Source organism: Terricaulis silvestris (assembly GCF_009792355.1).
GTDB lineage: Bacteria > Pseudomonadota > Alphaproteobacteria > Caulobacterales > Aquidulcibacteraceae > Vitreimonas > Vitreimonas silvestris.
The window spans coordinates 1,210,405-1,227,047 of sequence record NZ_CP047045.1; the positions used below are offsets into that span (position 1 = coordinate 1,210,405).

General features: G+C 63.7%; 23 protein-coding genes. 11 read left to right on the forward strand and 12 right to left on the reverse strand.

Features of this window, described 5'->3' with window-relative positions; translation table 11 throughout:
- The first annotated feature begins 38 nt into the window (after window positions 1-38).
- Entirely contained in the window at window positions 39-203 is a 165-nt protein-coding gene (locus DSM104635_RS05875; RefSeq protein ID WP_158765313.1) for a hypothetical protein, read from the forward strand.
- Here the strand turns inward: DSM104635_RS05875 and phaR are convergent.
- The gene (gene phaR / locus DSM104635_RS05880) at window positions 200-850 is read right to left on the reverse strand and encodes a polyhydroxyalkanoate synthesis repressor PhaR (protein WP_158765314.1); all 651 of its coding nucleotides are present in this window, start codon (window positions 848-850) and stop codon (window positions 200-202) included. The two genes, DSM104635_RS05875 and phaR, sit on opposite strands and share 4 nt — an antisense overlap.
- 205 nt (window positions 851-1,055) lie before the next feature.
- On the opposite strand from phaR, the gene DSM104635_RS05885 reads away from it, so the two are divergent.
- A complete protein-coding gene (locus DSM104635_RS05885) occupies window positions 1,056-2,228 on the forward strand; it encodes an acetyl-CoA C-acetyltransferase (RefSeq protein ID WP_158765315.1) in 1,173 nt (390 codons plus the stop codon).
- 259 nt (window positions 2,229-2,487) lie between these two features.
- Window positions 2,488-2,877: a DUF2200 domain-containing protein gene (locus tag DSM104635_RS05890; RefSeq protein WP_158765316.1), complete on the forward strand. Its 390-nt coding sequence runs from the start codon at window positions 2,488-2,490 to the stop codon at window positions 2,875-2,877.
- A gap of 4 nt (window positions 2,878-2,881) precedes the next feature.
- Here DSM104635_RS05890 and DSM104635_RS05895 read toward each other — a convergent pair whose 3' ends face one another.
- The 3 genes from DSM104635_RS05895 to DSM104635_RS19870 form a co-directional block, all read right to left on the reverse strand.
- Complete coding sequence (locus DSM104635_RS05895; RefSeq protein WP_158765317.1) at window positions 2,882-3,259, reverse strand: VOC family protein; 378 nt, start codon at window positions 3,257-3,259, stop codon at window positions 2,882-2,884.
- 11 nt (window positions 3,260-3,270) lie between these two features.
- Window positions 3,271-3,810, reverse strand: coding sequence for a DUF4199 domain-containing protein (locus DSM104635_RS05900; RefSeq protein WP_158765318.1), 540 nt, complete (start codon window positions 3,808-3,810; stop codon window positions 3,271-3,273).
- A 108-nt stretch (window positions 3,811-3,918) separates the two neighbouring features.
- The gene (locus DSM104635_RS19870) at window positions 3,919-4,176 is read right to left on the reverse strand and encodes a response regulator transcription factor (protein WP_228445897.1); all 258 of its coding nucleotides are present in this window, start codon (window positions 4,174-4,176) and stop codon (window positions 3,919-3,921) included.
- A 306-nt stretch (window positions 4,177-4,482) separates the two neighbouring features.
- On the opposite strand from DSM104635_RS19870, the gene phbB reads away from it, so the two are divergent.
- Window positions 4,483-5,205 (forward strand): acetoacetyl-CoA reductase, encoded by a 723-nt coding sequence (gene phbB / locus DSM104635_RS05910; protein WP_158765319.1) that lies wholly within the window; start codon window positions 4,483-4,485, stop codon window positions 5,203-5,205.
- Between the two features lie 56 nt (window positions 5,206-5,261).
- The gene (locus tag DSM104635_RS05915) at window positions 5,262-5,450 is read left to right on the forward strand and encodes a CsbD family protein (protein WP_158765320.1); all 189 of its coding nucleotides are present in this window, start codon (window positions 5,262-5,264) and stop codon (window positions 5,448-5,450) included.
- Window positions 5,451-5,502: 52 nt separating this feature from the next.
- Here the strand turns inward: DSM104635_RS05915 and DSM104635_RS05920 are convergent, their stop codons facing one another.
- Genes DSM104635_RS05920 through DSM104635_RS05930 form a run of 3 tightly spaced genes read right to left on the reverse strand, consistent with a single transcriptional unit; the run spans window position 5,503 to window position 6,693 of the window.
- Window positions 5,503-5,931: a VOC family protein gene (locus DSM104635_RS05920; protein WP_158765321.1), complete on the reverse strand. Its 429-nt coding sequence runs from the start codon at window positions 5,929-5,931 to the stop codon at window positions 5,503-5,505.
- Window positions 5,931-6,500: a cob(I)yrinic acid a,c-diamide adenosyltransferase gene (locus DSM104635_RS05925; protein ID WP_158765322.1), complete on the reverse strand. Its 570-nt coding sequence runs from the start codon at window positions 6,498-6,500 to the stop codon at window positions 5,931-5,933. Before DSM104635_RS05925 ends, DSM104635_RS05920 begins: the two co-directional genes overlap by 1 nt.
- The gene (locus tag DSM104635_RS05930) at window positions 6,493-6,693 is read right to left on the reverse strand and encodes a twin transmembrane helix small protein (RefSeq protein WP_158765323.1); all 201 of its coding nucleotides are present in this window, start codon (window positions 6,691-6,693) and stop codon (window positions 6,493-6,495) included. Before DSM104635_RS05930 ends, DSM104635_RS05925 begins: the two co-directional genes overlap by 8 nt.
- 102 nt (window positions 6,694-6,795) lie before the next feature.
- Here DSM104635_RS05930 and DSM104635_RS05935 point away from each other — a divergent pair, with 102 nt between their 5' ends.
- Together DSM104635_RS05935 and DSM104635_RS05940 are read left to right on the forward strand one after the other, a co-directional pair.
- Window positions 6,796-8,097, forward strand: coding sequence for a DNA recombination protein RmuC (locus DSM104635_RS05935; protein WP_158765324.1), 1,302 nt, complete (start codon window positions 6,796-6,798; stop codon window positions 8,095-8,097).
- A 105-nt stretch (window positions 8,098-8,202) separates the two neighbouring features.
- The gene (locus DSM104635_RS05940; RefSeq protein WP_158765325.1) at window positions 8,203-8,988 is read left to right on the forward strand and encodes a class I SAM-dependent methyltransferase; all 786 of its coding nucleotides are present in this window, start codon (window positions 8,203-8,205) and stop codon (window positions 8,986-8,988) included.
- Between the two features lie 109 nt (window positions 8,989-9,097).
- Here DSM104635_RS05940 and arfB read toward each other — a convergent pair whose 3' ends face one another.
- Window positions 9,098-9,520 carry an alternative ribosome rescue aminoacyl-tRNA hydrolase ArfB gene (gene arfB / locus DSM104635_RS05945; protein WP_158765326.1) on the reverse strand — a complete coding sequence of 141 codons (423 nt, stop codon included), beginning with the start codon at window positions 9,518-9,520 and terminating at the stop codon, window positions 9,098-9,100.
- 108 nt (window positions 9,521-9,628) lie between these two features.
- Between arfB and DSM104635_RS05950 the strand changes: the two genes are divergently transcribed.
- Window positions 9,629-10,393, forward strand: coding sequence for a class I SAM-dependent methyltransferase (locus DSM104635_RS05950; RefSeq protein ID WP_228445899.1), 765 nt, complete (start codon window positions 9,629-9,631; stop codon window positions 10,391-10,393).
- A 2-nt stretch (window positions 10,394-10,395) separates the two neighbouring features.
- Window positions 10,396-11,307, forward strand: a complete 912-nt coding sequence (gene nudC / locus DSM104635_RS05955) for an NAD(+) diphosphatase (protein WP_323368345.1) — start codon at window positions 10,396-10,398, stop codon at window positions 11,305-11,307.
- Here the strand turns inward: nudC and DSM104635_RS05960 are convergent.
- Window positions 11,304-12,215, reverse strand: coding sequence for a cation diffusion facilitator family transporter (locus DSM104635_RS05960; RefSeq protein WP_228446029.1), 912 nt, complete (start codon window positions 12,213-12,215; stop codon window positions 11,304-11,306). The two genes, nudC and DSM104635_RS05960, sit on opposite strands and share 4 nt — an antisense overlap.
- A 163-nt stretch (window positions 12,216-12,378) precedes the next feature.
- On the opposite strand from DSM104635_RS05960, the gene DSM104635_RS05965 reads away from it, so the two are divergent.
- Window positions 12,379-13,425: an FAD-dependent oxidoreductase gene (locus tag DSM104635_RS05965; RefSeq protein WP_158765327.1), complete on the forward strand. Its 1,047-nt coding sequence runs from the start codon at window positions 12,379-12,381 to the stop codon at window positions 13,423-13,425.
- Here DSM104635_RS05965 and DSM104635_RS05970 read toward each other — a convergent pair.
- A complete protein-coding gene (locus tag DSM104635_RS05970; protein WP_158765328.1) occupies window positions 13,422-13,886 on the reverse strand; it encodes a hypothetical protein in 465 nt (154 codons plus the stop codon). The two genes, DSM104635_RS05965 and DSM104635_RS05970, sit on opposite strands and share 4 nt — an antisense overlap.
- A 270-nt stretch (window positions 13,887-14,156) precedes the next feature.
- On the opposite strand from DSM104635_RS05970, the gene DSM104635_RS05975 reads away from it, so the two are divergent.
- Window positions 14,157-15,074, forward strand: a complete 918-nt coding sequence (locus DSM104635_RS05975) for a hypothetical protein (RefSeq protein WP_228445901.1) — start codon at window positions 14,157-14,159, stop codon at window positions 15,072-15,074.
- Here DSM104635_RS05975 and DSM104635_RS05980 read toward each other — a convergent pair.
- Both DSM104635_RS05980 and DSM104635_RS05985 read right to left on the reverse strand, forming a co-directional pair.
- Window positions 15,071-16,174, reverse strand: coding sequence for a pyridoxal phosphate-dependent aminotransferase (locus DSM104635_RS05980; RefSeq protein WP_158765330.1), 1,104 nt, complete (start codon window positions 16,172-16,174; stop codon window positions 15,071-15,073). The genes DSM104635_RS05975 and DSM104635_RS05980 overlap by 4 nt on opposite strands.
- A 33-nt stretch (window positions 16,175-16,207) precedes the next feature.
- Complete coding sequence (locus DSM104635_RS05985; RefSeq protein WP_158765331.1) at window positions 16,208-16,582, reverse strand: hypothetical protein; 375 nt, start codon at window positions 16,580-16,582, stop codon at window positions 16,208-16,210.
- Between the last annotated feature and the right edge of the window lie 61 nt (window positions 16,583-16,643).

The following is a 16,643-nucleotide window of genomic DNA, read 5'->3' on the forward strand; positions in this document are numbered from 1 at the left end:
TTGGCGGAACGCGGGTCCCGGCGTAGCGTTATGCCGTCATGACGTATGAAGCTTCACACGCAGGCCACGGCCACGCCGATACCGGCGGCGCCTGGCTTTTCCCGATGCTCGGCGGGAGCATCCTCACGCTGATCTGGAGCGCCTACACGATCTATGTGATCGCGCACCTGCTGCCGATCGCGCTGCCGGCTTATCCGGGCTAGCGCTTCGCCATCTGGTCGAGCTGCTTTTGCATCGCTTCCATTTGGCGGCGGAGCAGAGCGAGTTGTTCGTCCTTGTCGGCGTCGTCTTCGGCGGCGGGGGCTGACGCTGGTTTGGCGCCGGGCATGCCGGGATAGTTGACCATGCCGCCAGGCGCGAACGGCGCCCAAGCCTGTATCGCTTGCTGGAAGATGGCCATGTTGCGCTGGGCTTGCTCTTCGAACGCGGCCATCGGCGTCGTGGCGCCGAACGCGCGCGACATGTTTTCGCGCATCTTCTCTTGTGCGTTGGAGAAGCTCTCCATGCTCATTTCGAGATACGGCGGCAGGAAGCCCTGCATTTGGTCGCCGTAGAAACGGATGAGGCGGCGCAGGAATTGAACCGGGAGCAGGTTCTGGCCCTTGCTCTCTTCTTCGAAGATGATCTGCGTCAGCACCGAGCGGGTGATGTCGTCGTTGGTCTTGGCGTCGAGGACGATGAAGTCGATGCCCTCGCGGACCATTTCCGACAAATGGTCGAGCGTCACGTAGCTCGACGCCGCCGTGTTGTAGAGCCGCCGGTTGGCGTACTTCTTGATGATGACCTGCTCGGTTTGAGCCTCGGCCGCGCCGCCAGCGTCCCCCGCTGCCTGGCCGTTAGCATCCGCCACTTGAGTGTCCTTTGATCTCTGGCGCCCGCGAAGGCGGGCTTTGGCCACAAATTCACGCGTCCTTGGGTGCAATGCAAGACAAAGCCGCCGTTTTCGCCAGTCGATGGCGCCTGGTTGACTTGGATTTCGCTTGGCGCTTGTGCGATAGGGACGCTTAAGTCTCCGTTTCCATCCAAAGCCTTCGCCGCTTCAGGAGCATGGGCCCATGACAGATGTCGTAATCGTCTCAGCCGCCCGCACGCCGGTGGGCTCGTTCAACGGCAGCTTTGCTGCAGTGCCCGCGCATGAGCTGGGCAGAACAGCGATCACAGCCGCGCTGCAGCGCGCAAAAGTCGACGCCAAAGAGGTGTCGGAAGTGGTGCTGGGGCAGGTGCTGACGGCCAACCAAGGCATGAACCCCGCGCGGCAAGCCAGCCGTGCGGCGGGCGTGCCGGATGAGAGCCCCGCGTGGTCATTGAACCAGGTATGCGGATCGGGCTTGCGCGCTGTCGTGGTCGGCTACCAGCAGCTGAAGGCCGGCGACGCTAAGATCGTGGTCGCAGGCGGGCAGGAGAGCATGAGCCTCGCGCCGCATGCAGCGCATCTGCGCAACGGCCAGAAGATGGGCGATCTCTCGTTCACCGATACGATGATCAAGGACGGGCTGACCGACGTCTTCAATCAATATCACATGGGCATCACGGCCGAGAACGTCGCCGAGAAGTGGCAGATCACGCGTCAGCAGCAGGACGAGTTCGCGACGCTCTCGCAGCAGAAAGCGAGTGCTGCGCAGAAGGCCGGCAAGTTCAAGGATGAGATCGTCGCGGTGACCGTGAAGGGCCGCAAGGGCGATACGGTCGTGGAGAACGACGAGTACATCAAACATGACGCGACGGTGGAAGGCGCCGCCGGTTTGCGCGCGGCGTTCAAGAAGGACGGCACCGTCACGGCGGCGAATGCGTCCGGCATCAACGACGGCGCTGCGGCTTTGGTGCTGATGACTGCGGATGAAGCGGCCAAGCGCGGGCTGACGCCGCTGGCGCGGATTGCGTCTTGGGCTTCGCGCGGTGTTGATCCGAGCGTGATGGGCACGGGGCCGATCCCGTCGTCGAAGGCGGCGCTGGAGCGCGCGGGCTGGAAGGTTGGCGAACTGGACTTGGTCGAGTCCAACGAAGCGTTCGCGGCGCAGGCCTGTGCAGTGAACAAGGACATGGGCTGGGATTTGGACCTGGTGAACGTCAATGGCGGCGCGATCGCGATTGGCCACCCGATCGGCGCGTCCGGCGCGCGCGTGCTGACGACGCTGCTTTATGAGCTGCAGCGCCGTGGGAAGAGCAAGGGCCTCGCCACGCTCTGCATCGGCGGCGGCATGGGCATTGCGGTGTGCGTGGAGCGGTGAACGTGACAGGCCGGCGCGTTTTTGGCGTCGCCTGGGTTGTGCTTACGGGCGCAAACGCACTTCTAGCATTTTACGCCGGTAAGCCCGGGCTCACTGGTCTCTGGGTGACACTATTGGTGGTCGCCCTCATCAGTGTTGCCACCGATTGGAATAAGCCACCGGAGGACGTCTCCGCACATCCGCTGCGAACGCAATTGGTGTTTGGCGGAGTTCTGCTTAGTGCCGTCGCGCTGTGGTGGTTCGCGCGAGGGGCGACGTAATGGTCCAAGCGAAGTCCAAATCGGCAAAAGCCGCTGAACCGAAAAAGCACCGCATCTATTCGATCAGCGTCGCGAGCGTTTATCCGCACTACATCACGAAGGTGGAGAAGAAGGGGCGTACGAAGGCGGAGGTCGATCAGATCTTTCGCTGGCTGACGGGCTATCGTCAGCAGGCGCTCGAAGCTCATCTGAAGAAGAAAACAACCTTCGAGGATTTCTTTGCACAGGCGCCAAAGCTCAATCCTGCGCGCTCGCAGATCACGGGCATGATCTGCGGCGTGCGGATCGAAAACATCGAAGACCCGCTGATGCGGGAGTTGCGTTACCTCGACAAGCTTATCGACGAACTCGCCAAGGGTCGGCCGATGGAGAAGATCCTGCGCGCATGAGTGGCTACGCCTGCGACAAGCTCAGAACGTTGCCGTCGGGATCGTTGAACCAGGCGACTTTAGTTTTGCCGTCGGGCGAACTCCAGATGCCGAGGTCGTCTTGGCCCATGCCGTCGTAGATGGTGAAGGTGACGCCGCGGGCGCGCAGTGAAGCGGCGGCGGCGCTGATGTCCTCGACATTCCAGCCGAGCACTGGGTGTGCGCCGGGCTTGTGATCCGCCATCGCGGTGAGGCGCATGAGCGCGCCGTCCAGTTCCAGGAAATCGCCGTGTGGATCGCTGCTGCGGAGCTCGAGGCCGAGCGTGTCGCGGTAGAAGGCGAGCGCGCGATCGCGGTTGGCGACGTTAATGAAGGTAACGGTCGTGCCGGTGATGCGGTCCATGGTGTGTGTCCTTAAGCCCGCGCCGGCAGCACTTTGGGATTGCGCAGGATGGCGGCTGAGATCAGCGCGATGGTGAGACCGACGGGGAAGATCTCGATGAAGGTCATCGGCAGGCGGAAGAGCGGGTTGGCGTACATCACTTTCATCTCTTCCATTTGTGCGATGAAGGCGTCGAGTTCGGCGCCGGTAACGCCGGCATCGCGTTGGTTCTGGATCATCGCCGCCGTGTAGTTTTCCATGAACGGATAGTGCGAGACGGCCAGAAAGGTCTCCCAGGCGGCCACGTAAACGACGCCCGCTATGGCGGCGACGAGAAGGCCGAGGCCGAAGGCGGGCAGGAATTTGATGACGCCGCCGAGCTTTTTGTTCCGGTAGTCACGGATCGCCAGAAAGATCGTCGACAGCGCGAGGATCATGACGAGGTAGCCGAACCACATCGAGGATGAGGCGTGGCCGCCGCCGGGGCCGTCGGCATAGAGCATGCCGGCGACGATGACGCCGACGACAACCAAGCCTGAAATAGCGCCGTAGCGGAGTGCGGTTGCGAACATGGGTGCTCCTCGTGCTTCGTGTTGAGCGGAGCTAGCCCGCGTTGCGGCCGGAAACTCCATCACCCGAAAGGATGAAATCGTCCAGATCGGCCGTTTGGCGCCGTGGTCTTACGGGATCAGCGCCAGTTCGCGGGCTTTTTGCACAGCTTGGGTGCGGCGCTGAACTTCGAGCTTTTGGTAGAGGCTGGCAATTTGCGTCTTCACGGTGTTGGGGGAGACGCCGAGTTTCTGGGCGATCTCCTTGTTGGATTTGCCGGCCGCCAACAGCGCCAGCACCTCCTGCTCGCGCAGCGTGATGCCGAGCGTGGCGAGGGCGGCGGTGTTCTTCTCGAACGTCGCGGACGCAGGACGGCGCGCGAGACGCATCCCGGCCCAACGCCGAGGCCGGCGAAGGCGAGCGCGACGAGGCCGATGTAGATTTCGGTGGTGAAGGCGCGGACGAGGTAATTGTACTGCAGCCATTGCAGCGCGAAGGCGCCGGCGGCCAGGCCCAGGGCGTAGAGGATGATGATCCGCGTCATGGAAGCGGTGTCATAGCACGGCGGCTCGGCGCCAGCGCAAAGCAAGTCTGCGGGTTTCCGGGGTGAAACCGGGGCCGCGCGTATGGACAGCGCGGACAAGTCGCGCAATGTGACTTCAGATTTTCGCATCAGACGAAATCGGGAGGCAGGAATGGCGCGCGTGGCTTTTGTGACGGGTGGAACGCGGGGCATTGGCAAGGCCATCTCCGAGCGGCTCAAGGCTGACGGCATGAAGGTCGCGGCCGGCTATTCGGGCAATGACGCCGCCGCCGCGGAAACCGCCAAGCAGCTCGACATCATGGTGGTGAAGGGCAATGTCGGCTCGTTCGAGGATTGCGTCGCTGCCGCCAAGGCTGTTGAGGATCAGCTCGGGCCGATCGATGTGCTGGTGAACAATGCCGGCATCACGCGCGACGGCTTCTTCCACAAGATGAGCCATGAGCAATGGTCGGAAGTGATCCGCGTCAACATGGATTCCTGTTTCAACATGACGCGCCAAGTGATCGACGGTATGCGCACGCGCGGCTGGGGCCGCATCATCAACATCAGCTCGATCAACGGCCAAAAAGGCCAAGTTGGCCAGGTGAATTATTCGGCTGCCAAGGCCGGCATGATCGGTTTCACCAAAGCGTTGGCGCAAGAGAGCGCGAACAAGGGCATCACGGTGAACTGCGTGGCGCCGGGCTACATCGAGACCGACATGGTCGCGGCGGTGCCCGAGGAAGTGTTGAAGAAAATCATTAGCGGCATTCCGGTGGGACGCCTCGGCAAAGCCGAAGAAATCGCAGGCGCGGTTGCGTTTTTGGCGTCGGACAGTGCGGGCTTTATGACGGGTTCCACGCTTACGATGAACGGTGCGCAATACATCACGTAACCGGAACTCCGCATCTGTGATCTGCGTTTCTCCTCCATTCCAAGGAGAATGGATTCATGGACAAAGAACACGTCAAAGGCGCGGCCGATAAAGCGTCGGGCGCGATCAAAGAAGGTGTTGGCAAGGCCGTCGGCGACAAGTCGCTTGAAGCCAAAGGCAAGATCGACAAGGCCAAGGGCGAAGCGCGCGAAGCGCTCGGCGACGCGAAGGACGCAATGCGGAAATCCGACGACCGTCCGAACTAAGTTCGGTGTGAAGTGCTGCAACGGCCCGCGTGAAAGCGCGGGCCGTTTTGCTTTATGGCTTGTGCACGTACTCGAGCTTCAGGCCGTCCGGATCGGCGAAGAAGACGGCGTAGTAGGTCGGGCCGTATTTCGGGTACGCGGCTGGCGGATTGAGTATCGTTGCGCCGATGCTGATGAGATGCTGGTGCATGGCGTCGACGTCTTCGCGGCTCGCGGCGTTCCAGGCGATGTGGTGGAGGCCGGGGCTGTGGCGGTCGTGTTCGCGGCCGGCGTTCTCGCCGCGTGCGCTGAGGATGCCGATGGAGCAGAAATCGTCGCCATCGCGCAGATCGAAATCGTAGCCGTTATGCGGCGCGGCGGGGATGTCGGAGATCGGGGCCGTGTAGCGATAGCCCATGAAGCCGAGCATGCTTTCGTAGAACGCGCGCGAGGCGTGCGCGCCTTTGACGGTGAGATCGATGTGATGGACGGCGCCGCGCATCAGCGGTTGGCTCCTGGTTTCCAGAGCAGATCGGCGCGGCCCTGGTCGTTGGCGTAGCGCGCGGCGACGAAGAGCAAATCCGAGAGCCGGTTGGCGAACTTCACGGCTTCGGGCGAGATCGCTTCGACGTCGGCCAGTGCGACGATGGCGCGTTCGGCGCGGCGCGCGATGGCGCGGGCGAGGTGGAGGTGCGCTGCCGCGGGTGAGCCGCCGGGGAGGATGAACGAGGTGAGCGGGGAGAGCTTTTCGTTCAGCGCGTCGACTTCCGTTTCGAGGCGATCGGTTTGGCTCGACTGAATGCGCAGCGGTTCGAACTTGAGATCGGGCGAGTCCGGCGTGGCGAGATCGGCGCCGAGATCGAAGAGATCGTTTTGCAAACGATCCAAAATTGGATCGAGCACGGGATCGCTTGTGGTGTGGAGACGTGCGACGCCGATGGCGGAGTTGGCTTCATCCACAGCGCCGTAGGCTTCGACGCGCGCGCTCGCCTTGGAGACAGGCTCGCCGGTGGCGAGGCGCGTCTTGCCGCCGTCGCCGGCCTTGGTGACGATCTTGTCCAGCCTAACCATGCGACTGCTTCCACCACATGGCTGCGACTAGGATCATGATCGCAACGAACTGCGCCACGACACGAAATCGCATCGCTTTGTTGGACCAGGAGCGCGAGAAATCGCCGCCGCGGAACAGCGTGTAGATGCCGAAACACAACACCAGAAAAACGGCGATCAGCGCGGCAGGGATTAGGTAACTAAAGACGTCCATGGCCAGGAACTTACGCCTGCGGGCGGTCTTTCGCCATGCGCCAAAGTTATCCTATATGTGACGGGCATGTGGTCGGGTCCGGCAGACTGCTAGGCTCCCGAAATGACCGAATCGCTTTTGCTTTTGCTGGCCGTGGCTGCTATCGGCGCCGCTGGCTGGTTTGCCTACCGCTCCGCAGGCGTCGAGCCCATCCGCGCTGAGCGCGACCGCCTGCGTGGCGAGCTAGACGCCGTGCGCAAGGAGAACACGCAACTCGCGGCCGATCTGGCTGGCGCGAAAGCCGGCGCGGGCGCGCGCTCGGAGTCCGAGGAGGCGCGCTTCTTGGCGCTGGCGGCGAAGGCGCTGGAGGCGTCGCAAGCGAGCTTCATGACGCTGGCGAACGAGACGTTCGAGAAACACAAGCAAGCGGCCGCCGGCGGCGTGAAGGAAGTACTGACGCCGGCGCAGGAAGCGTTGGCGAAGCTCGCGGGTTCGGTGGACGCGCTGGAGAAGGCGCGGCTGCAAGATAAGTCTGCGATGGGCGAGCAGGTGCGCCAGATCATGGACGCTGTGGGCTCAACGAATAAGACGACGCAGAATTTGCTCACCGCATTGCGCGCGTCGCCGAAGATGCGCGGGCGCTGGGGTGAGCAAACGCTGCGCAACGTGCTGGAGCTGTCGGGACTCGCGGCGCATGTCGATTTTACTGAACAGGTGACGACGAGCGATGGCGAAGGTTCGCGGTTGCGGCCGGACGTGGTGATCAATCTGCCGGGCGGGCGCTGCATCGTGGTGGATTCGAAGGTCGCGCTTTCTGGGTATCTCGACGCGATGGAAGCGACGGACGACGCTGCGCGTGAGACGTTCCTGAAGAAGCACGCGGCGGAGTTGAAGAGCCACGTCAAGAATTTGGCGTCGAAGGATTACTGGAAGCACGTGCCAGCGACGGCGGATTTCGTGGTGTTGTTCGTGCCGGGCGAGAACTTCCTCGCGGCGGCGGCGGAGCGTGATCCGAATTTGTTCGACGAAGCGTTCGCGCAGAAGGTGATCATCACGACGCCGTCGACGATGGTGGCGCTGGCGAAATCGGTTTCGTACGGCTGGCGCCAGGAACAGAGCGCCAAGAACGCGCAGGAGATCGCCGAGCTTGGCCGTGAATTGTATCGGCGCATGGCGGTGATGGCCGACCATTTGGGTAAGGTCGGCGACGCGATCGGCAAGTCGGTGACGACATATAATGGTCTGTTGAGCTCGATTGAAAGCCGGGTCATGCCGCAAGCGCGCAAGTTCAAGGAATTGGGCGCGGGCGATACGGGCATCGATATTTCCGCGCCGCCGCAGATCGAGGTGGCGCCCCGTCTGCCTGCGCCGCCGGAGCAGCTGGAACTCACGCCACCGCCGCAGACGCAGCGGCGCGGCCGCTAAACTCTGCGTGATCGTGCGTGATCTGGACGACCGGCAGGGCCGTTCGTCGTGCTGGGGATGCGTTCCTGCGCCGATCGCGCTAGTTGAAGCGCGGGAGGATCGCACATGAAGCATTTTCTGGTCGCCGCTGCCGCCGCGTTTGTACTCGCGGCTTGCGGACAAAGCACTGAAGCGCCCGCGCCTGCGGCGCCGGCTGAAGTCAGCGCGGATGCGCCGAATATCGTAGCAGCTTTGGCGGATTCGCGCCGTCCGGCGGAAGAGCGCGCGCGCGATGCAGCACGGCATGCCGCCGACACGCTGGCGTTTGCGCGGATCGAGCCGGGTGACCGGGTAGCGGATATCTTCCCAGGCGGCGGGTATTGGACGCGGTTGTTTGCAGTGGCGGTTGGCGATGAAGGCCGGGTGTATCCGACGATCCGCGCTGACGGCGTGGCCGGTGAGTATGAGCTGCCGGTGTTGGCGGTCGCGGCGCAGTATCCGAACGCGGTGATGTCGCGGACGCCCTACGATGCGCTGGCGTATCCTGAGCCGCTCGACGTGATTTTCACGGCGCAGAATTACCATGACTTGCCGATCGCTTCGTACAATCTGGGCGATCGCAACGCGGTGAATGCCTCAGCGTTTGCGGCGCTGAAGCCAGGCGGCATTTATGTGATCATCGATCACGCGGCGGTCGATGGCTCACCGGTGCAGACCGAAGACAACGACGCGACGTTGCATCGGATCGATCAGGCGACGGTGCGTCGTGAAGTGGAAGCAGCGGGGTTCGTGTTTGATGGCGAAAGCCAAGTGCTGCGCAACGCGGCGGACGCGCGGACGGTGAGCGTGTTCGATCCGTCGATCCGCGGCAGCACCGATCAGTTCATGATGCGGTTTAGGAAGCCGGAATAGTCGCGACGTCCCTCGCCCCGCAACGCGGGGGAGGGGTTGGGGAGGGGGAAATACACTGTCCCCCTCCCGTCGCTTCGCGACACCCTCCCCCGCTGTGCGGGGCGAGGGATCAATCGTGATCACGCACCTTGCCTCGTTTCGCCTTCACGTCGCCGCGGCGGACTTTGCCTTCTAGCCGCTTTAGTTTTTCGCCCTTTGGCACACGCGTCTTGTGCCGCGGCTTTGGCCGGTGTGAAGCTTGCTTCACCAGGTTCACCAACCGCGCCTGCGCTTCGGCGCGGTTGCGATCCTGGGTGCGGTGTTCGTCGGCGCGGATGACGATCTCGCCGTCGAGCGTGAGGCGGCGGCCGGCGAGTGTTTCCAGCCGTCCGCGCACGTCATCTGGAAGTTGCGTGAAGCCGCCCAAGCGGAAGCGCAGTTCGACCGCCGTCGACACCTTGTTGACGTTCTGGCCGCCGGGGCCAGCGGCGCGGATGAAGCGCTCTTCGAGGTCGCGCTCGTCGAGGGCGATGGAGGGGGTTACGGGAATCATGTCGGTTCAATGTAACGGCTAGCGGTTTCCAATCGTTCACGACGGCTGGAAGAGCAAGACAGGCCGCGCTCGGCAGGCTAAATCCCCGGTGCGACGGTGGAGGACGACATGCGGAATTTGCTGGCTGGCCTGGGTGTGGCCCTGTTCATCGGCGCGTGCGCGGGCGGCGCGGTGCCTGGGATCATGCTGGCGACCGTGGCGCCAAACCCGGGGATCGAGGCAGCGCTCACCGACGCGCGGCGGCCGGCGGCGGACGTGGAGCGCGACGCGCTGCGGCACCCACGTGAGATCCTGACGTTTAGCGGCGTGCAGCAGGGCTGGCGCGTGGCCGATGTCGGGCCGGGCGGCGGGTATTACACGCGGTTGTTCTCCGTGGCGGTTGGCGAAACGGGTCGCGTTTTCGCGATCGATCGGCCGAACACGCCGGAACGCACGCGGCCGATCCTGGCGGTGGCGCCGGCTTATCCGAACGTCACTGTGGTGCAGCAGGGCTATCAGGGCTGGGTTACGGATGAGCCGCTCGATGCGATCTTTATTTCGCAGATCTATCACGACTTCTTCCTGTCGCAGCTCAACATCGATGTGCCGCGCCTGAACCGCGAGATGTTCGCGGCGCTGAAGCCAGGCGGCGTGTTGGTGATCATTGATCACGCTGCCGTCGATGGCGCGCCGACAAGCACCGATGGCGCGACTGCGACGCACCGGATCGATCGCGCGCAAGTCGTTCGTGAGCTGGAGGCGGCGGGCTTCGTGCTCGAGGAAGAGAGCGAAGTGCTGCGCAATCCGGCGGACAACCGCACCGTGCGTGTGTTCGAAGGCGACATTCGCGGGCGCACGGATCAGTTCGTGCTGCGCTTCCGGAAGCCGGCCTGATCTTGGCTTTGCTGCCGCACAATCCGAACGCGTTTGCGCGCTCGCCGTTGGACCGCGCCGGGCATCACCGGCGCGACGAGGCTTGGCTGGCGACGGCGCTCGCGGCCGAGACGACGCGGATCGTGCCGTTCTTCCGGCACCGGCCGTTTGTGGTGGACGATGGCGACGCGGTGGCGGTGGGTTGGCTGGGCGCGCATGCGCGGAGCGCGATCGCACCGGCGGATGCGCGCACGCTGTTTCTCGGCTTGGACGCGGAAGGTGCGGCGCATTTCGCCGTGGATGTGCCGGATGATGCGCCGCTGAACGACATCGGCCGGTTCGATGACCTGCGCGCGCTGGGGCCACGTCTGTCGCGTGAGGAGTTGGCCACGATTGGGCCGGCCAAAGCCGTGTTCGAGTGGCACGCCAAGAGCGGGTTCTGCGCTAATTGCGGGGTCGCCACCGTGGTGTCGGAGGCCGGGTGGAAACGCGAGTGCCCCACTTGCAACGCCGAGCACTTTCCGCGCGTCGATCCGGTTTGCATCATGTTGCCGGTGATCGGGGAGAAGTGTTTCTTGGCGCGGCAGCGGATGTGGCCGCGCGGGATGCATTCGGCGCTGGCGGGGTTCATCGAGCCCGGTGAGACCATTGAAGAAGCGGTGGCGCGTGAGACGCTGGAAGAGGCGGGCTTGCGGGTGTGCGAGGTGCGGCTGCATTCGACGCAGCCGTGGCCGTTTCCGCATTCGCTGATGATCGGCGCGATCTGTGAGGTCGACGATGATCGCGAGACCGTCGATACGCACGAACTGGAAAGCGGGCGCTGGTTCACGCGTGATGAAGCGCGGGCGCTGATGGCGGGCAAGCACCCGGACGCTTTCTGCCCGCCGCCGTTCGCGATTGCGCATCAGTTGCTGAAGACTTGGTCTGAAGGCTAGCAGTGCTCGCAATCGTCGCGCTGGGCGCGTTCGATTTGTAGCGTCACGTGCGAAATGCCGAATTTCTGCGTGATGCCGTCGGCGACTTCGGCCAGGAACACGTCGTCGCCGCCGTCGGGACGCACGAGGTGCGCGGTCAGCGCGGGCTTGGTGGCGCCCATGGCCCAGATGTGGAGGTCGTGCACGGCCGTCACCCCGGCTTGCGATGCGAGGTAATCGCGCACGGCGGCGACATCGATATTGGCGGGGGCGGCGTCGAGGGTGAGATCGAGGGATTCTTTCAGCAGGCCCCATGTGCCCCAAAGGATCAGCAGCACGACGGCGACGGAAATCGCGGGATCAATCCACTGTGCTTGTGTCAGCCAGATCGCGGCGCCGGCGACGATGACGGCGGCGGAGACGCCTGCGTCAGCGAGCATATGGAGGTAAGCGCCGCGCACGTTCACGTCTTCCTTGCGGCCGGCGAGGAAAAGCATGGCAGTCGCGCCATTGATGACAACGCCGATAGCGGCGACAGCCATGATGAAGCCGGGCTCGACAGGTTCGGGCGCGAAGAAGCGGCGGCCTGCTTCCCAGAGAATGCCGCCGCAGGCGATGACGAGCACGAGAGCGTTGGCGAGGGCGGCGAGTACCGTCGCTTTGGAGTACCCGTAAGTGCGGCGTTCGCTGGTTTGCTGTTTCGCCAACCACGCCGCGCCGCCGGCCAGTGCGAGGCCCAGCACGTCGGAGAGGTTGTGCGTCGCGTCGGAGAGCAGCGCGGTTGAGCTGGCGAAGAAACCCGCCGCGCCTTCGACCAAGACGAAGGCCAGGTTCAACGCGATGGCGATGGTATAACGTTTGTCGCTGGGGGCGGGGCGGTGATGAGCGTGGTCGTGATGATCGTGCGCGTGACCCTGATGCCCATGCATGGCGTTGATGTGTGCCAGAATCGCCTGAACGGCAAGGCTGGATTGACATGGGGTGCGCGCGCCGTCTGATGCGCGGATGTCATCACGACGCATGATCTTGGCGTTGGGCGGGGCGAGTTTGGCTTCGTCGTGTGCCGCAACGCGTGGGTTTAGCGAAGGCTTGATGCGCGATCTGGGCCACGCGCCGCGCGAGCGGGTGCGGCTGGCGCCGGTGATCGTGGACGAGAGCCGGATCATCCGCATTGATGTTGGTTTGCGCCCGTTCCGGCCGAGTGGGTTTCGCGTTGAGCGCGAGGCGTTGGGCGACAAAGTGCTCGCGCACAATTATGGGCACGGCGGCGGTGGGATCACGCTGTCGTGGGGATCGGCGAAGCAAGCGGTGGATTTGGGTTTCGATTCGTCGAAACCGGATTGCGCGGTGTTGGGTTGCGGCGCGGTTGGCTTGGCGACGGCGGCGCTGTTGCAGCAGCGCGGCGCGCGGGTGCGGATCTATGCGAAGGATTTGCCGCCGAACACGACGTCGAACGTCGCGGGTGCGCAGTGGTGGCCCGCGTCGGTGTACGACCATGATGTGATCACTGACGCCTACCGCGCGCAGCATGTGGAGGCGGCACGGTTCGCATACCGCCGCTATCAGGGGATGGTCGGCGGCGGCTACGGGGTCGAGTGGGAAGCGAACTACAATCTCTCCAACCGGCCGATCACGACTTATCCGTCGCGTGAAGACAGCCCGATGCGGGCGCTGGTCGCCAATCAGCGCGACCTTGGCCACGAAGAGCACAATTTCGGCGCGCCCTATGTGCGCCGGTTCGACACCATGATGATCGAAACGCCGCTCTATCTCAGGCGCATGGAGGCCGACGTGCGCCTGGCGGGCGCGGAGATCGTGGTGCGTGAGTTCGCGGACGTGGCGCAGGTGCGGGCGTTGCCGGAGCGGACGATCTTCAACTGCACTGGGTTGGGCGCTGGCGCGTTGTTCGGCGATCGCGAGATCATGCCGGTGCGTGGGCAGTTGGTGATCCTGCTGCCGCAGCCGGAGGTCGACTACAACGTGATCGCGTCCGAGGGTTACATGTTCGGCCGGCGTGACGGGATCGTGCTGGGCGGGACGTTCGATCGCGGCGAGTGGTCACTTGAACCTGATCCAGATGCGATCGCCGGGATCATTCGCGGCCACAAGCACATCTTTGGCGCCATGGACGTTGCTTAGAGCGGGATGTGCAGGACGCGGCCGCCGCGCTCAGATGCGATCGTGCGCGCGCTACGGCAATCGGTTGCTTCTGGTTGCGCCGAGACGTCCACGTCATCCAGCCAAGCGCGGCAATAGCCCGCGCGCGGCAGCGCATCAGCGGGCACGCCGGTGAAATCGTTGCGGCCATTGTAGGCGGCTTGTTCGACTTCGCCCTCGCTGGTTTGTTCGAGAACGCGGCCGCCCCAACTTTTGGCAACCCAATTCGCGTGCTCGCACTCCATCGCCGCCGGTTGGCGATCAGCGGGCAGCGCTTCGTAGTGGATGCGGCATTCGCCAAGTTCCATCGTGCTCAGCGCACGCTCGACCGGCGCTTGCACGATCGTTTGCGCAGGCGCGTTACGCACGGCGACGATGGACGAACCGCCGAGCGCCAGCACCGCGAGTGCTGTTGCAAAACCGGAGGCGGCTAACTTGGTCATGTCTCCCTAACTCCCCGTGCGCAGGCGGTGTTTCCTGAGCACAAGATGAATGTAGGAAGCGCAATGGATGCGCGACGTGACGTTGGTCACGCTACAAAATCGGTTCAATCACAATGAGTTGAGCGCCGGTATCGGGCTGTCGCTTTCGGGCAAGAGTGATGTCGTTTGCGGGTAAGTCGGCGCTGCTTGCCGCCTAGCAGATACTGCAAAATTTCGCGGGAAAACGCAGGAACGGATTCGCGCAGGCGGTGTTCTTATGCCGCTACCCGCATGCGTGACGCGCGACAGGCGAGCGCCACTGGGCATTTGCGGGGCCGGGGCAACGTCATGGCGGACGTCGTGTTGGTGTGCGTGCGTCAGGACATCGAGCGGGCCGAAGCGCTCGCGGAGATGTTCGACGATTTTGGCTTTTCCGTTTCGGATGTCGCAGACGACGACACGCTGCCCTGGTGCGGCGCAGGCGTTGTCGTGTGGACGGAGGCGGCGAAGGCGTCAGCGGACCTTGGCGTCGTGGTCATGCGCATCATCGCGACGGGCAAAGGCGTCGTGTTGAACTTTACGGATACGGCGGCGCCCGAAGGCGCAGCGCTGTGCTTCGACATGACTCAATGGAACGGCGATCCGGACGATGCGTCGCTCGATCGGATGTTCTTTGCGCTCGACCGCATGATGATTGCCGCCCGCGCCAGCCGGCCGGCCGATTGGCGGCCTCCGGTCGAAAAGACCATCGCGCAGTTTCCTGTTGCGCGGCGGCCGGCTCGCTCGGGGCCGGCGCCCGCTTTTCGCGCGCTCGCGACGGCTTTGGTCGTGATCGGCGCGGTGTTGGCGACGGGCCTTGCGATTGGAGCGAGCCGTGAACAGCCCTCACGCGCCGTTGTCGTTCGGTTGCCTGTTGAGCATCAGGCGCGTGTCACGCTGGCGGATGTTGCGCCGGTGGGCGTTGCTTACGATTTGGCCGCGAGCCCAGTGGAGGACACGCCTGTTGGCCGGCGGGGGATTGAACCGCCGTCGGCCACCAGCGTCTGGCGTGCAGAACGCACGCCAGCGCCGGTGCGCTCGTGGGATCGCTTGGGGGATCGGCCGGAACGCGTGACGCCGATGGCGTTCAGTGTTGAGCCGGCCAATGCCTCAACCACTGACCCGGCTGCCGACAAGCCGGAGCGCGATAAGCCCGAAGGACATGTCTAACTCACATCGCGCAATGCGCTGGAGATGGCGGCGAGGCCGCCGGCGAGTTCGTCTTGTGTTGGCCAACCGTAGCCGATGCGGAAGAAGCGGTCGGATTGTTCGAACCAATGGCCGGGGCCGACGTATGCGCCGTAATGGTTGTTGAGGCGATCGTAGAATTTCGCAGTGTCGATGCCTTCGCGCATGCGCGGGAAGCAGACGCAGCCGCCTGTCGGCTCGACCCATTCCAGCAATTGCTCGCGGGCGATCCATTGTTTCACGGTGGCGAAGGCAGCGGCGATGGCTTGGTCGTTTTGCTTGAGCCAAGCGTCGGCTTGTTCGACGGCGCGGAGGCCGATCTCTTGGTCGATGATGCTGCCGCAGATGCCGATCTGCTCCTTGGCGCAGAGCAGGCGGTAGAGCAGGGCTTTGTCGCGCGAGATGATCCAGCCGAGCCGAATGCCGGGGATGCCGAAGCTTTTGGAAAGCGAGGCGACGGAGATGACGCGCTCGCCGTATGCGGTGGCGACCGGTGTTTTCGGGACGAAGGACATCTCGCGGTAGGTTTCATCCACCAGCACGTAGGCGCCGTTAGCTTCCGCAATGGCGACGATTTGTTTCAGTTGCTCGGCGCTGAGGGCGACGCCGGTTGGGTTGTGCGGCGTGGTAATCGAGATGAGCTTGGTGTTGGGGCGGACCAGGGATTTCAGCTTCTCGATGTCGAAGGCAAAGCCTTGGTCGAAATCGAGATCGACGTAATCGATGGCGCAGCGGATGGCGCGGGGCGTTTCGATGTTGGTGGCGTAGTTGGGCCTGACGACCACGATGTGGTCGCCCGCGTCGAGCAATGAAATCGCGACGATGAAGAGTGCTGCGGCGGCGCCTGCGGTGATGAGGACGTTGTCGGCGTCGAGGACGCCGCCGGCGCGGGCGGCGACGAGAGCGCGCAATGGCGGATGGCCGGTGTGATCGGTGTAGGCGAGGACGATTTTGCCGAGGTCGAGGTTCAGATCGGCCAGCGTGCGGTCGCGCACGGAGGATTCAGTCAAGTTGAATTTGATCTTGTCGTAGCCTAGCTGCTCGGGGCTCTCTTCCTCGATCGGCATGCGCGGGAAATGCATGGGAGCGTCCTCTGTGGTGAGCGTTGCGCGACCTCAGCGCAGGACGCCGCGTTTCCGCATCAAGTGCGCGTAGAGCAGAACCGCGAAGGCGAGCAGCACGATGACGACGGTCGCGATCGTTGCTCCCGTATTTGCGAAAGCACGCGATGTGCCGTTTGCCAGTTCGATCCCGTTGTTCAACAGAATGAAAACCAGGGCGATGGCGAAGAGCCACACGGCGGGGCGTGAACGCATGAGCAAAAGCGCTGAGGCCAGAGCCGATCCGTAGGTGGAGATGGCGGTTATGGCGATAAGCCACACTGGCTTAGCGGCGTAATACGCGACCTCGTCTGGTGAAAGGTGAGGCAAGCGGCCAAGTTGCGCCATCTGTATCGTGTAGGTGCCGGCACCATACCACAAAAGGCTCACGATACCGACCACCCACAAATGCCAAGGGGTACGGGCTCTCGTTTCTGATGTTTGCGTGTTC

What these genes read in the sequence shown, in the direction of transcription:
- DSM104635_RS05875 (WP_158765313.1), top strand. Translation starts at nt 39, where the DNA reads ATGACGTATGAAGCTTCACACGCAGGCCACGGCCACGCCGATACCGGC.
- DSM104635_RS05885 (WP_158765315.1), top strand. Translation starts at nt 1,056, where the DNA reads ATGACAGATGTCGTAATCGTCTCAGCCGCCCGCACGCCGGTGGGCTCG.
- DSM104635_RS05890 (WP_158765316.1), top strand. Translation starts at nt 2,488, where the DNA reads ATGGTCCAAGCGAAGTCCAAATCGGCAAAAGCCGCTGAACCGAAAAAG.
- DSM104635_RS05895 (WP_158765317.1), bottom strand. Translation starts at nt 3,259, where the DNA reads ATGGACCGCATCACCGGCACGACCGTTACCTTCATTAACGTCGCCAAC.
- DSM104635_RS05900 (WP_158765318.1), bottom strand. Translation starts at nt 3,810, where the DNA reads ATGTTCGCAACCGCACTCCGCTACGGCGCTATTTCAGGCTTGGTTGTC.
- DSM104635_RS19870 (WP_228445897.1), bottom strand. Translation starts at nt 4,176, where the DNA reads ATGCGTCTCGCGCGCCGTCCTGCGTCCGCGACGTTCGAGAAGAACACC.
- phbB (WP_158765319.1), top strand. Translation starts at nt 4,483, where the DNA reads ATGGCGCGCGTGGCTTTTGTGACGGGTGGAACGCGGGGCATTGGCAAG.
- DSM104635_RS05915 (WP_158765320.1), top strand. Translation starts at nt 5,262, where the DNA reads ATGGACAAAGAACACGTCAAAGGCGCGGCCGATAAAGCGTCGGGCGCG.
- DSM104635_RS05920 (WP_158765321.1), bottom strand. Translation starts at nt 5,931, where the DNA reads ATGCGCGGCGCCGTCCATCACATCGATCTCACCGTCAAAGGCGCGCAC.
- DSM104635_RS05925 (WP_158765322.1), bottom strand. Translation starts at nt 6,500, where the DNA reads ATGGTTAGGCTGGACAAGATCGTCACCAAGGCCGGCGACGGCGGCAAG.
- DSM104635_RS05930 (WP_158765323.1), bottom strand. Translation starts at nt 6,693, where the DNA reads ATGGACGTCTTTAGTTACCTAATCCCTGCCGCGCTGATCGCCGTTTTT.
- DSM104635_RS05935 (WP_158765324.1), top strand. Translation starts at nt 6,796, where the DNA reads ATGACCGAATCGCTTTTGCTTTTGCTGGCCGTGGCTGCTATCGGCGCC.
- DSM104635_RS05940 (WP_158765325.1), top strand. Translation starts at nt 8,203, where the DNA reads ATGAAGCATTTTCTGGTCGCCGCTGCCGCCGCGTTTGTACTCGCGGCT.
- arfB (WP_158765326.1), bottom strand. Translation starts at nt 9,520, where the DNA reads ATGATTCCCGTAACCCCCTCCATCGCCCTCGACGAGCGCGACCTCGAA.
- DSM104635_RS05950 (WP_228445899.1), top strand. Translation starts at nt 9,629, where the DNA reads ATGCGGAATTTGCTGGCTGGCCTGGGTGTGGCCCTGTTCATCGGCGCG.
- DSM104635_RS05960 (WP_228446029.1), bottom strand. Translation starts at nt 12,215, where the DNA reads ATGCATGGGCATCAGGGTCACGCGCACGATCATCACGACCACGCTCAT.
- DSM104635_RS05965 (WP_158765327.1), top strand. Translation starts at nt 12,379, where the DNA reads ATGCGCGATCTGGGCCACGCGCCGCGCGAGCGGGTGCGGCTGGCGCCG.
- DSM104635_RS05970 (WP_158765328.1), bottom strand. Translation starts at nt 13,886, where the DNA reads ATGACCAAGTTAGCCGCCTCCGGTTTTGCAACAGCACTCGCGGTGCTG.
- DSM104635_RS05975 (WP_228445901.1), top strand. Translation starts at nt 14,157, where the DNA reads ATGCGTGACGCGCGACAGGCGAGCGCCACTGGGCATTTGCGGGGCCGG.
- DSM104635_RS05980 (WP_158765330.1), bottom strand. Translation starts at nt 16,174, where the DNA reads ATGCATTTCCCGCGCATGCCGATCGAGGAAGAGAGCCCCGAGCAGCTA.